Raw genomic sequence first — 12449 nt, forward strand, 5'->3', positions numbered from 1 at the left:
GGGGCGTCCTACCTCTCGTGGGGCGCGGCCCGCCCCCGCCCCCCCGGCCCGTCGACTCCCCCCCCCGCCCCGGCTCCCCCCCGCGCCCGCCGGGCCCGGCACCACGGCGGGCGTGGCCATGGGGGTCGCCACGCTCACGCTCACCGTCGCGTCCCTCCTGGCCACGGACTGGCCGCTGGTCGCGCTGGCCGGGGCCTTCGCCGCCGTATCACACGCGGTCGTGGCTCCCTCGGCCCGCGCCTGCCGCCGATGCGCCCGGCTGGCCCGCGTCCTGTAGGGCTCCCACCGTGTAGGGCTCGCGTTCCGTAGGACTCACGTCCTGTACGTCACCAGCCGGGCAGGTGGTGCAGGTGGTGCAAGCCGTGACGTACGGGGCGCGGCGGGCAGCCACTGATGGCCTGCCACCCGCCGCGCCCCGCGTCATCGTTCGGGCTCAGCCCGCCAACCGCACCGGTTCCGCGGCCTTTTCCGCCGCGGCCAGCAGTGCGTTGATGTCCTCGCGGGCGCGGGCCACACGGGAACGTACGGTGCCGATGGGGCAGCCGGTGGCGGTGGCGGCGTCCGCGTACGGCAGACCGAGCACCTTGGTGAGCAGGAACATCTCACGGCGGGCCGGGGCGAGCGCCGCCAGCAGATCCATCAGCGCCACCCCCTCGTCGAACCCGGGGAGCCCGACGGGCTGCGCCCGTTCGGCCACCTCCTGCCAGTCGTCCGCGTCCAGGGTGCGGGGACGGGCGGCGGCCATGCGATAGCGGTCGACGACCACACGACGGGCGATCGACAGCAGCCATGTCCGGCCAGACGAGCGGCCCGCGAAACGCGACAGCCCGGTCAGCGCCCGTAGATACGTTTCCTGGGCGAGGTCCTCACAGCCGTGGGGATCGGCGCTGAGATGGAGTACGAAGCGGCGCACATCGCGGTAGGTGGCGCGGATGAAGTGGTCGACCGCGTCACGGTCGCCGTCACGGGCGGCCAGCGCCCATTCGGTGACCTGGCGGTCGTTCGCCGCGGTGGCGAAGCCGTGCCCGTGCACGGCGGCGGACTGCACGGCTCTTCTCGGTGCGGCGGACCGCACGGGGGAAGGCATCGTGGGGGAAGGCATCGTCAAACGTCCTTCGGAAGGCGGTGAACGGCACACCGGCATGCGCCACCGGCGCGCGAGGGCGCGGCGGGGCGGCGAGAGGCCGGCGGTGCCGACGGATGGGGCCGACGCCGGGCAGGCGCCGGTACTCCGCCCGTCACCAGCGCTCACCCCGGATCGGGGCGGTGCCCCAGATCGGGGCCGGTACCCCAAATCGGGTCAGGGCCCCACATCGGGGCGCGGCCCCTGATATGAGCAGGGGAAGGACGGGCGGTTCAGCAGACGGCGAACCGCGCCGGTGGCCCTCTGCGGAGGATGACGTGCCGTAGCAGGACTCCGCGCAACCGGCGGGCGATGGCCGGTGCGGACGGCCACGTGGGCAGCGGAGTGGCGCCCGCGCCCAGGATGCGCAGGGCGAGAACGAGCGGGACGAACAGCAGGGTCGCGAGCGCGCGGCCGAGCCGGAAGACGGCCCGCTCACCGCGCCACAGCCACAATCCGCAGATCAGCGCGGCGAGAAGGTGGGCCGTGGCCATGCCCGGCCCGCCCGGACCCGCCCAGGGCCACGGCAGATGACCCATGGACGGTGTGGTGGCGGACATCGCGTCCGCGCCATGGTGCATATGGCCCATGGCGGCGCCGCTCATCGGGGCGGCACCCATGTCCCGCGTCCCCGGCGTCCCGTCGCCCGTGGCGCTTCCCGCCACGGGGGCGGCCGTCGCCTCCGCGAACCGGAACGCCATATGCAGGCCGAGTTGCGCGACCACCGTCGCACCGGTCACGACCAGCGCTCCGCGCTCGCGCCCGGTAATCCACCACGCGGCCGCCGTCGTCCCGGCGAACGCGGCGGCCACGGCCCACACCGGCAGGGCGTCACCGGACATCAGGGTGTGTCCGAGCGCCGTCACCACGACGCACACCGCCGCGAACACGGCGGCTCGTGCGAGGCGGAAGGGTGGCCCGGCGGACATGGCAGCCATGGTGCCAGCCGTGGCCGATGAGCGTGACGGTGGCTCAATCTTCATCACGCGGGTGACAAGCGTGGCCGGTGAATCGCCTCCACCCAACCCGTGTGAGCCAGCTCACAGAAGATGCCCGGAACTCATCCACGTGTTCATCCGACGACTCAACCGGCGCGGCCAGCAATGCGGCCGCCTCCCGCCGTTGCCCCCGAACCAGGAGTCGTCCATGTCCGCCGCCCCCCTCGCCCCGGCCACGGGCGACTCCCCGGACGATGCCACCGACAAGGAGCAACACTCCCCCACCGGACCCGGCGAGGCCGGGCCGGGTGGGTCCGTATGGACCGCCCTGCGGCCGCTGGTGCTGCGGCTGCACTTCTACGCAGGCGTACTGGTCGCGCCGTTCCTGCTGGTCGCGGCCGTGACCGGGCTGCTGTACGCCGGATCGTTCCAGGCCGAGAAGCTGGTCTACGGACATGAGCTGAGCGTCCCCGTGGGCGACCGCGAACTGCCCATCTCCCAGCAGGTGGCAGCCGCGCGCAAGGCCCACCCGGAGGGTGAGATCAGCGCCGTACGACCCTCCCCCGAGAACGGCGCCACCACCCGGGTGCTGCTCTCCGGCGTCAAGGGCGTCGATCCCGACCACACGCTGGCCGTCTTCGTGGACCCGTACACCGGGAAGGTGCGCGGGGCGCTGGAGCAGTACGGCTCCACCGGAGCCCTTCCGCTGCGCACCTGGATCGATGAATTCCACCGCGATCTGCACCTCGGGCAGACCGGCCGCCTCTACAGCGAACTCGCGGCCAGCTGGCTGTGGGTCATCGCACTCGGCGGTGTGGTGCTCTGGCTCAGCCGTCGCCGTAAGAAGCGCGCGCTGCGGGCGGTCGCCCTGCCCGACCGTGCCGCCACCGGCCGCAAGCGCACCATGTCCTTCCATGGCGCGGTCGGGCTGTGGGTGGCGCTGGGGCTGCTGTTCCTGTCCGCCACCGGTCTGACCTGGTCCACCTACGCGGGGGCCAATGTGGAGGACCTGCGCACCGCCATCGGCCAGACCACCCCGACCGTCTCGGCCACCGTCGGCGGCGGCGAACACGCCGGACACCACATGGGCTCCGGCTCCATGCCGGGGATGGACATGGGCGGTACGGGCGAGAAGGCCGGGCACACCGCCGATGTGGGCCTGGACACCGTCCTGAAGGCCGCCCGCGCCGAGAACCTGGACAACCCCGTCGAGATCGTCCCGCCCGCCGAGCCGGGCAGTGCGTATGTCGTCAGCCAGATCCAGCGCGGCTGGCCCGAGAAGCAGGATTCGGTGGCCATCGACCCGGCCACGGGCGAGGTGACCGACGTTCAGCGGTTCGCCGACTACCCGGTGCTCGCCAAGCTCACCCGCTGGGGCATCGACCTCCACACCGGAAACCTCTTCGGCATCGTCAACCAGATCGCCCTGGCCGCTCTCGCGCTCGCGCTGATCCTCCTGATCGTCTGGGGCTATCGCATGTGGTGGCAGCGCGGCCGCGCCTCCGCGTTCGGCCGCCCGATCCCGCGCGGCGCGTGGCGGCGGGTGCCGGTGTATGTCCTCCTCGCCCTGGCCGCGGCCATCGCCGTGATCGGCTACTACCTGCCCCTTCTCGGCATCCCTCTCGGCGCCTTCCTGGCCGTGGACATCGTCATGGGCGAGGTCGCCCGTCGGCGCGGCACCACATCCGCCGTCTGAGCCGAGAAGTCTCTGCCTCAGGCTGCCCCGTTTGCCACCTTGGCAAGGTGGTTTGCCCCGCTCCGGGGCTGGCTCGCATGGTGGACCGTGGAGGTGGTCAAGGTGACCGATGAGCTGAAGAACGCCTACGACGTGGTGGTGATCGGCGGTGGCGCCGCGGGGCTGAGCGGGGCGCTGATGCTGGCCAGGGCGCGGCGCTCGGTGGTGGTGATCGACGCGGGCGACCCGCGCAACGCCCCGGCCTCGGGGGTGCACGGACTGCTGGCCCGGGACGGGATCCCCCCGGCCGAGCTGGTGGAGCGGGGCCGGACCGAGGTCCGCGGCTACGGCGGTCAGCTGGTGTCCGGCGAGGTGGAGGCCGTGACCAGGGAGGACACCGGGTTCCAGGTGACCCTGACCGACGGCCGGACCGTCCGCGCGCTCCGGCTGCTGCTGGCCACCGGGCTGGTGGACGAGTTGCCGGACGTCCCCGGGCTGCGGTCCCGGTGGGGCCGGGATGTGGTGCACTGTCCGTACTGCCACGGCTGGGAGATCCGCGACCAGGCCATCGGCGTACTGGGGAGCGGGCCGCTGTCGGTGCACCAGGCGATGCTCTTCCGGCAGTGGAGCGAGGATGTCACCTTCTTCGCCCACACCTTGCCGATGCCGACCGGCGAGGAGGCGGAGCAGTTGGCCGCCCGTGGCATCCGCGTGGTGAACGGCGAAGTGGCGTCCGTGGAGATCGTCGAGGACCGCCTCGTCGGCGTGCGCCTGCGCGACGGCAACGTGGTCAAGCGCGAGGCACTGGCCGTCGCGTCCCGGATGGTGGCGCGCACCGGCTTCCTGGCGGCGCTCGGGCTGCGGCCGGTGGAACATCCGAGTGGCGCCGGTGAGCACATCCCGTCCGACGCGACCGGCCGCACCGATGTGCCCGGGGTGTGGGTCGCGGGAAATGTCACTGATCTGTCCGCCCAGGTGGGTGCCGCCGCGGCGGCGGGCGCGACCGCGGCCGCCCATATCAACGCGGATCTGATCGCCGAGGAGACCCGACAGGCGGTCGCCGCGGCCCGGGCCCACGGCGAGGTGGCGTTCTCCGCGGCGGTGGAGTCGCGGGTCTGCGAAGCGGTGTTGGGCGACCGCCGCCACGGCCTGTGACGTGCGGTGTACGGCGTGCGAACCTCGGTCGGCCCGCACCGGCTCACGCCCAGCGGGCCGGGACCTCCCCCGGGCCATACCCGCCCGGCACGGGCGGTCCCGGCCCGGCAGCGCATCACGGAGCCACCACCGCCAGGCGGTGTCAGTAGACGGTGAGGCCGTAGGCGCTCAGCACCTCCTGGATCGGCTGGTAGTAGGTGGTGCCTCCGGACGCGCAGTCCCCGGAGCCGCCCGAGAGAATGCCGATGATCTTGTCACCCGCGTAGAGCGGACCACCGCTGTCGCCCGGCTCGGCGCAGATATTGGTCTGGATCAGGCCGTAGACGATGTCACCACCGCCGTAGTTGACGGTCGCGTTGAGCGCGGTGACCACACCGCACCGGACACCGGTCGTGGCACCCCGGCGGCAGACCTGCTGGCCGACGTGGGCGGTGGCGGTCCCGGTGATGTCGACGGTCCCCACCGTCCCGGGGTGCGGAACGGCCGTGTTGGTGTACCGGACGACGCCGTAGTCATCGCCCGGGAAGCTGGTCCCGGTCGTCGGGCCGACCGGGGTGGTCGTACCGGGGCCGGTGTACCAGGTGGCGTTGCCATCGGTGCAGTGGCCGGCGGTGACGAAGTAGTACGTGGCGCCGCTCTGTACGTTGACCCCCGCGGAGCAGCGGACCCCCGCGGAGGAGTAGATCCCGTCGCCACCGGAGAGGAGGGTGCGCAGCGGGCCGTCGAGCCGCTCGACGGTGACGGCGCCGCCGGAGCGCTCCGCGGTGCGGTCGAGCCTGGCCAGGTCGGCGCCCCGGACGGTGGAGCCGACGAGGACACGCAGCGTTCCGGTGCGCTCGTCCACGGTCCAGGCGGTGCCCGGGACGTCCAGGGATTCCACGGCCGAGGCGGCGCCGGACACGGACGTGGACGCGGGCGGGGGCGGGGACGCGGATGTCGACGCGGACGGGGGCACGGCGGTGGACCCGGAGGAAGCCGCCGCACTTGTGCCGACTGTCGCGAGGGCTGCCGTAACGAACAGACCGGACACCGCGGCGATCAACCGGAACCGACCACGTCTTCTGGTACGGCGTGCTGTTCTCACCCGAACCTCCTTGAATGGGGCGGCAGTTGGTCCAGCCGCCTCATTGTGCCCGTGGCCGGGCGGACGCGTAACCCACCTCTCCGCGCCATCGCGGACCACCCTTGATCAGCACATTGATCGATCAAACGATGCCGCGGACTCCTCGCCGACCGCGACGACAAGAGTGTTATAAATGCCGTTATGAGCAGACATGCTCGTCCGGCCCGGAGACGGCTGGGGCCCCTGCCGCATCTGCGCAGCGTCGCCGGGCAGGCGTTCATCCTGCAGCTTCTGCTGATCCTGGTTCTGGTGGCCGCCGCAGTGACGGCCGTCGCCGCGGATGCCCGGGTTCACGGCACGGTCGACGCCCGTCGGCGATCGCTCGCGGTCGCCGAGACCTTCGCGCATGCTCCCGGCATGGCCCGGGCCATGAGCGGCGACAATCCGACATCGGCGCTGGAGTCGCACGCGGAGGCGGCACGGAAGGGCTCCGGCGTCGACAGCGTCGTCGTGTTCGACACTCGTGGCATCCGCCTCACCCACCCCGACAAGCCCTTGATCGGCAAGCGGATCGTCGGACCCGCCGGGCTGATCCGGAAGGAGCTGCGCGGAAGGACGATCTCGCAGGCCTTCCGGGCCAGCCAGGGCCTGTCCGTCGTCTCGGCGGTCCCCGTCACCGGGGCCGATGGCACCTTCCTCGGCGGAGTGTCGGTCGGGGTCAAGATCCAGAGCGTGCACAGCACGGTGGACCGCCGGCTGCCGATGCTGCTCGGCAGCGGCGCCGGGGCGCTGGCCCTGGCCACGGGCGGGGCGACGCTGCTGAACAGGCGGTTGCGCCGGCAGACCCACGGCCTGGGCACCGCGCAGATGACGCGGATGTACGAACACCATGACGCGGTGTTGCACTCGGTCCGCGAAGGGGTGCTGGTCCTGACTGCGGACAAGCGGCTGCTGCTCGTCAATGACGAGGCCCGGGAGCTGCTCCGGCTGGCTCCGGACGCGGAGGGGCGCCACGTCGGCGCGCTCCGCCTCGAACCGCACCTGACAGAGCTGCTGGTGTCGGGACGGCACGTCACGGACGAGGTGCACCCCTGCGGGGAGCGGCTGCTGTCGGTCAATCTGCGGTCCACGGACCGTGCGGGCGCCCCCGCCGGAAGCGTGGTGACGCTGCGGGACACCACCGCGCTGCGGGCGCTCTCCGACCGGGCGGTGGCGGCGAGCGAGCGGCTGAAGCTGCTGTCCGACGCCGGTGTGCGGATCAGCTCCACCCTGGAACTGACGGGCACCGCCGAGAAGCTGGTGGACGTGGCCGTCCCCCGGTTCGCCGACATCGCCGCCGTCGAGCTGCTGGAGCCCGTACTGCGCGGCGAGGAGCCCGAGCCGCCGTACGAGCCCCTGGCAGCGCACCGGACCGCCGTCGGCGGGACACCCGCCGAAGCCCCCCTCTTCCGAGTGGGCGAGCGGGTCGTCTACGCCCCCTCCACACCGCAGAGCCGGGCCGTGCGGACCGGAGCCGCCGTCCTCCTCCAGGCCGATCCGACCGGTACCGGCGAGTGGCCGGCCGGGGAGGCCCGCCGCCTCCTCGACCACGGGATCCACTCGCTGATCACCGTCCCGCTGCGATTCCGCGGTGTCATCCTGGGCCTCGCCACCTTCTGGCGGACCCGGCACCGTGCGCCGTTCGACGAAACAGACCTGGCGATCGCCGGGGAACTCGCCGTGCGCACCGCCGTGTGTGTCGACAACGCCCGCCGCTACGCCCGTGAACACGCCATGGTCACCGCCCTCCAGCGCACCCTCCTTCCCGGCGGTCTGCCCGATCAGAACGCCGTGGAGGTGGCGGCCCGCTATCTGCCCGCGCCGGGCGGGACCGGCGGAAGCTGGTTCGATGTGATCCCTCTCCCCGGCGCCCGGGTCGCGCTGGTCGTCGGGAAGGTGGCCGGGCAGGGCCTGCACGCCGCGGCCACGATGGGCCGGCTGCGCACGGCGGTGCAGAACTTCTCGGCCCGGGACGTGCCCCCGGACGAGCTCCTCTCCCATATGGACGAGCTGGTCACGCGTCTCGACCTGGAGCACAACACCGACGCGCACGGCTCCCGCGTCACGGGCGCCGGCTGCCTGTACGCGGTCCACGACTCGGTGTCGGGCCATTGCACCGTGGCCCGGGCCGGCGATCCGGGCCTCGCGCTGGCCCACCCCGACGGCATCGTGGACATCCCCGCGTTGCCGGTCTCCCCACCCCTGGGCCTGGGCGGGGAGCCCTTCGAAGCGGTCGGCTTCGCACTGCCCGCCGCAAGCCGCCTGGTGCTCTACACCAACGGTCTCCTCGAAGGCCACGACCGAACCACCGGCACCGGCCTGGACCTGCTGCGCCGCGCCCTCGCGGCCGAGCCGGGCCTCGACCCGGACGAAACCTGCCGGAGCCTGTTCCAGACCGTGCTGCCACCCTGCCCGAGCGACGATGTCGCCCTGCTGGTGGCCCGTACCCGCCTGCTCGACCCGGAGAACGTGGCCGAGTGGGACGTGCCGTCCGACCCGGCCGCGGTCGCCCCGGTACGCGCCGCCTGTGCCCGGCAGCTACGGGCGTGGGGCCTGGAGGACGCCGTGTGCACCGCCAAGCTGATCATCAGCGAACTGATCACCAACGCCCTGCGGTACGGCACCCCTCCCGTGCACCTACGACTGCTGCGCGACCACAGGCTGATCTGCGAGGTCTCCGACAACAGCAGCACCGCACCCCATATGCGCCGCGCCGCGACCACCGACGAGGGCGGGCGCGGACTGTTCCTCGTCGCCCAGTTCGCCCAGCGCTGGGGCACCCGCTACACCCCGCGCGGCAAGGTCATCTGGGCCGAGACACCCCTGGACGACCGCTGAGCGCGGCAGCCCACGCATGCCCTGGCGACGACCGCCAATCACCAACTCCCCGTAGAACTCCATCGGCCTCGGGGAACATCGGTACAGCCGTTGGCGCCGAGAACGATCATGGTCCGATCGGCGCGAGCGTGCTGACGCGGTTCTCGTACTCGCGACGGGCCTTGCGCTGGGCCGGAACAGCAGGGACTCCCTGGCCGCCGTCGAGCGGCTGGCAGCGGTCGAGGAGCTGACGGTGCACGGCGGGGACGGCGGTCACGCGCAGGGTGTAGCCCTGGCCTCGCCGTACGGTCGCCCCCTCGTCGAGTGCGGCCCGCTCGGCAGGCTCCAGGTCGGCCGAGCGAAGGAAGTCGGCGACCTTGCCCGGCATGTCGAGAGTGACCAGCAACTCCGGGGCGGGGATGTCCTCCTCGACGCCGGTGTGATCTGGCAGGAGGTCGGCGACGGCCGTGCGGATCGCGCCGCGGCTGACGCCGTGGTCGCGGGCGAGGGCGGCGATGGAGCGGTTCTCTAGGTACGCGGTGCGCACGGCGTCGGTCTTGTCGGCCCGGACGGCAGGGCGGCGTCCGCCCTTGCTGCCCTTGGCCTCGGCGGCCCGCAGTCCGTCGTAGGTCAGTTCCCGCTGGAGGTCGCGCTGGAGTTCGCCGGCGGCGGCGAGGGTCTGCACCATGAACTTCACCGTGGGCAGCAGCTCGCCGGTGCGCGGGTGGCGGGCGGTGAGGTCCATCGCGGAGAACGCGCCGTCGTGGATACGCAGGGCCACCTGGTCGCGGTGGAGGACGTCGAGCACGTCGAGGATGTGCCCGGTGCCGCGGACGAGGCGGAACATCTCGGAGATGTGCACAGTGTCGCCCGGCCGCGCGTACGTGAGCAGCTCGCGGAACTTCGGTCGCTGGAGCGGGTGGAGGCGGCTGGAGGTGCCCGGGTCCTCCTCGAAGACGACCGGGTCCTCGATCCCGGCCTCGTCCAGGACGAGGTTCTGCCGGGCGGTCGACTGCTGGTCGGTCGAGACCCGCTTGTAGACCAGGTTCGCCACCGATGGGCCCCTTCCGTACGGAGGATCGGACCCTATCTGTCATCAAACCCTGTCAAGCAATCACCATCGGATCTGATGGGATTCGCGCCGCCGCGAACCCCCGGATCGCACGGGTTCATTGGACACGTCGACCGCCTGTCGTCAAACGATCGTTTGACGACAGGTACCGTCCGGCGATCGTCAGGCGTTGGTGGTCTTCCCGAGGTTCGGGGGAAGCGACAGCATCTGTTCGCTCCTGTCCCACAGCTGTCGGGAGATGTTCTCGTCGCGCGTCTGGGGATGGGTGCGCTTGGCGGGTTTGCGCTTCTCGTAGTAGGCACCGGAGAGCCAGTCTGTGCCGGGGCGGCCCTCGGCGAGCCAGACGAGTTGCCCGGCGGCCTTCTGCGGTGTCGTCATCAGCCGCCGGGCGATGCGGCTGCCGTACATGCGCTGCACGAAGTTGCCGGAGTTGGAGGCGAAGCCGGAGGCCACTGTGCCGGGGTGAAAGGCAGCCGCGGAGATGCCTTGACCGTGGAAACGGCGGTGCAGTTCCTGGGTGAAGAGGATGTTGTCCAGCTTGGCGGTGCCGTAGGCGCGCTGCGGGGTGAAGTCCCGGTCGTGTTCGAGGTCGTCGAGGACGACTTTTCCGAACAGGCGGGCCCCGGCGCTGGAGGTCTGGATCACCGATGCCGTGCTGGCGGTGAGGGTGTCCAGGAGCAGGTGCGTGAGGAGAAACGGCGCGAGGTGGTTGACCTGGAAGGTCACGTCGAACCCGTCCTCGGTCTTGGTGGGGTCGCCGAAGATGCCGCCGGCGTTGTTGGCCAGAACGTCGATGGTGGGGTGGGCGTTCTGCAGGTCGGAGGCGACCCGGCGGACGTCCGCGAGGCGGGAGAAGTCGGCGACGTGACGGTCGACGCCGAGTTCATCGCCGATGGCGTTGGTCTTGTGCGGGGATCGTCCCACCACGACGACCCGGTGGCCATGGTGGTGGAGCTGGCGGGCTGCCTCCGCGCCGACGCCGTCGCTCGCGCCGGTGATGACGATGGTCTTCGAGTCCATGGGTGCTCCTGGAGTCTGCATGTGCGAATGTGCCGAGCGCTTGCGCCCGCGTGGGGTGCACCTCGCTCTGGGCCGGGGCGCAGGGGGTGCGGCCGGTCAGGACGCGTTCTGCGGGGCGATCTGCTCCACGTGGTCCCGCTTGGTGAACAGGTCGAAGTACACGTCGGCGAGGTCGGCGGGTGCGACGGTGGGGAGCGCTGTCAGGTCGATACCGAGCGCCTCCGCCTCGCGCTGTCCCTGGCTGCCGTCGACGACCGCCCCCACCAGGAGCAGACCGGCGTAGACGCCCGTGGCGGCGAGGTCCTGGTTCAGGGCGTGCACCCAGTGCCGGGTGGCGGCGGCGACGCTCGGGGCGCCGCTCATGCCGGGCGCGGCCGAAGCGTCCTGGGCGGAGGCGCCCAGGGCGACCAGAAAGCCGCCGTCCCCCCGCTCGACCATCGGCGGAACGACGGCGCGCGCGAGCTCGACCGGGGTGTTGAGGAGCAGGTCGATGTGCTCGCGCAGGAACTCGGCATTCATCTGCGACGCCGGCCGCGTGAACTTGGTGACCGAGCCGACCGGGGCGTACGCGACGACATCGATGCGGTCGAAGCGGGTGGTGATCCGTTCGAGGAGACCGGGTACGACCGATGGGTCGGAGAGGTCGGCGGTGAAGGATTCGGCGTCGATCCCCTCGGTGCCGAGCCGCGCCGCCAGCTCGGCGAGAGGTTCCGGGCGGCGGGCGACGAGCGCCACCGCGTACCCCTCGCGGCCGAACCGTCGCGCGGTCGCCGCGCCCAGCCCCGAACCGGCTCCGAAAATCGCGATCGTCTTGGACATGGTCCGTACCGCCTCGTCTGGCTAATTTGATGGCTGCGTCAAGTTGTTTCGGTCGAGACCGTAAGTTATCTTGATGGCAGCGTCAAATTACGTACGCATAGGTGACGCGGGACACGGGACCCGAGGAAGGCAGGGAGGAGGGGACGTGACGACGCCCTTGCGCAGAGACGCCCGGCGCAGCATCGAGAAGATCACCGCCGTGGCCGTCGAGATGTTCGCCGAACGAGGACTGGACTGCCCGCTCGGGGAAATCGCCCGCCGCGCCGGGGTCAGTCCGGGCACCATTTACCACCGCTTCGGCGGCCGTGCCGGGCTCATCGAGGCCGTCGCGCCTCAGGTGGCGGCCGGCAAGGTCGCCGCGGTGATCGACGCCGCGGAGGGCAAGACCACCGCCTGGGAGCGTTTCGCCGCGTACGTCGAGGGTCTGGGCGCTCTGGGCGGCAGCGACGCGGTCCTGCGCGACGCGCTCACCGCGCGCTCCGAACTCACCCCGCCCCTGCACGAGGTCTGCGGGCAGGGGCTGGAACGCGGGTTCGTCCTGATGGAGAAGGCGCACCGGGACGGCACCCTGCGAGCGGACTTCGGCCCCGACGACCTGCACCCGCTGCTGCTCTCCGTCATCGGCGTCGCACACGCGGCCCCCGAAGCCCGGCGCAGGATGGTGGAGTTCATCCTCGACGGACTGCGAGCCCAACACCGCAGGCCATGAAGCGACGAGCGTTCTGATC

The 12449-nt window shown here is 71.9% G+C and carries 10 protein-coding genes and 1 pseudogene; 5 read left to right on the forward strand and 6 right to left on the reverse strand.

Annotated features, from left to right (window positions below):
• Positions 1–97 precede the first annotated feature (97 nt).
• Positions 98–277, forward strand: a pseudogene (locus tag ACFXB5_RS20775) (hypothetical protein); the annotation flags it as partial.
• A 156-nt stretch (positions 278–433) separates the two neighbouring features.
• On the opposite strand, the gene ACFXB5_RS20780 reads toward ACFXB5_RS20775, so the two are convergent.
• Entirely contained in the window at positions 434–1087 is a 654-nt protein-coding gene (locus ACFXB5_RS20780; RefSeq protein ID WP_385209917.1) for a sigma-70 family RNA polymerase sigma factor, read from the reverse strand.
• Positions 1088–1356: 269 nt separating this feature from the next.
• A complete protein-coding gene (locus ACFXB5_RS20785) occupies positions 1357–2052 on the reverse strand; it encodes a hypothetical protein (RefSeq protein ID WP_385209876.1) in 696 nt (231 codons plus the stop codon).
• A gap of 217 nt (positions 2053–2269) precedes the next feature.
• On the opposite strand from ACFXB5_RS20785, the gene ACFXB5_RS20790 reads away from it, so the two are divergent.
• Together ACFXB5_RS20790 and ACFXB5_RS20795 are read left to right on the forward strand one after the other, a co-directional pair.
• Complete coding sequence (locus ACFXB5_RS20790; RefSeq protein ID WP_385209879.1) at positions 2270–3757, forward strand: PepSY-associated TM helix domain-containing protein; 1488 nt, start codon at positions 2270–2272, stop codon at positions 3755–3757.
• A gap of 102 nt (positions 3758–3859) precedes the next feature.
• The gene (locus ACFXB5_RS20795) at positions 3860–4891 is read left to right on the forward strand and encodes an NAD(P)/FAD-dependent oxidoreductase (RefSeq protein WP_385209882.1); all 1032 of its coding nucleotides are present in this window, start codon (positions 3860–3862) and stop codon (positions 4889–4891) included.
• Positions 4892–5033: 142 nt separating this feature from the next.
• On the opposite strand, the gene ACFXB5_RS20800 is transcribed toward ACFXB5_RS20795, so the two are convergent.
• Entirely contained in the window at positions 5034–5975 is a 942-nt protein-coding gene (locus ACFXB5_RS20800) for a S1 family peptidase (RefSeq protein WP_385209884.1), read from the reverse strand.
• A gap of 180 nt (positions 5976–6155) precedes the next feature.
• Between ACFXB5_RS20800 and ACFXB5_RS20805 the strand changes: the two genes are divergently transcribed.
• Positions 6156–8831, forward strand: a complete 2676-nt coding sequence (locus ACFXB5_RS20805) for a SpoIIE family protein phosphatase (RefSeq protein WP_385209887.1) — start codon at positions 6156–6158, stop codon at positions 8829–8831.
• 106 nt (positions 8832–8937) lie between these two features.
• Here the strand turns inward: ACFXB5_RS20805 and ACFXB5_RS20810 are convergent, their stop codons facing one another.
• The 3 genes from ACFXB5_RS20810 to ACFXB5_RS20820 form a co-directional block, all read right to left on the reverse strand.
• A complete protein-coding gene (locus ACFXB5_RS20810) occupies positions 8938–9864 on the reverse strand; it encodes a recombinase family protein (RefSeq protein ID WP_385209889.1) in 927 nt (308 codons plus the stop codon).
• A 180-nt stretch (positions 9865–10044) separates the two neighbouring features.
• A complete protein-coding gene (locus ACFXB5_RS20815; RefSeq protein ID WP_385209892.1) occupies positions 10045–10902 on the reverse strand; it encodes an SDR family NAD(P)-dependent oxidoreductase in 858 nt (285 codons plus the stop codon).
• A gap of 96 nt (positions 10903–10998) precedes the next feature.
• Positions 10999–11721 carry an SDR family oxidoreductase gene (locus ACFXB5_RS20820; RefSeq protein ID WP_086882612.1) on the reverse strand — a complete coding sequence of 241 codons (723 nt, stop codon included), beginning with the start codon at positions 11719–11721 and terminating at the stop codon, positions 10999–11001.
• 145 nt (positions 11722–11866) lie between these two features.
• Here ACFXB5_RS20820 and ACFXB5_RS20825 point away from each other — a divergent pair, with 145 nt between their 5' ends.
• Positions 11867–12430: a TetR/AcrR family transcriptional regulator gene (locus ACFXB5_RS20825; protein ID WP_167442559.1), complete on the forward strand. Its 564-nt coding sequence runs from the start codon at positions 11867–11869 to the stop codon at positions 12428–12430.
• The last annotated feature ends 19 nt before the right edge of the window (positions 12431–12449 follow it).

The sequence above is a fragment of the Streptomyces sp. NPDC059455 genome (assembly GCF_042750115.1).
GTDB classification, from domain to species: domain Bacteria; phylum Actinomycetota; class Actinomycetes; order Streptomycetales; family Streptomycetaceae; genus Streptomyces; species Streptomyces endocoffeicus.

Bases quoted from the DNA above. Each gene is read 5' to 3' on its own strand.
- ACFXB5_RS20785 (WP_385209876.1), bottom strand. From the start codon at position 2,052: ATGTCCGCCGGGCCACCCTTCCGCCTCGCACGAGCCGCCGTGTTCGCG.
- ACFXB5_RS20815 (WP_385209892.1), bottom strand. From the start codon at position 10,902: ATGGACTCGAAGACCATCGTCATCACCGGCGCGAGCGACGGCGTCGGC.
- ACFXB5_RS20805 (WP_385209887.1), top strand. From the start codon at position 6,156: ATGAGCAGACATGCTCGTCCGGCCCGGAGACGGCTGGGGCCCCTGCCG.
- ACFXB5_RS20780 (WP_385209917.1), bottom strand. From the start codon at position 1,087: ATGCCTTCCCCCGTGCGGTCCGCCGCACCGAGAAGAGCCGTGCAGTCC.
- ACFXB5_RS20820 (WP_086882612.1), bottom strand. From the start codon at position 11,721: ATGTCCAAGACGATCGCGATTTTCGGAGCCGGTTCGGGGCTGGGCGCG.
- ACFXB5_RS20790 (WP_385209879.1), top strand. From the start codon at position 2,270: ATGTCCGCCGCCCCCCTCGCCCCGGCCACGGGCGACTCCCCGGACGAT.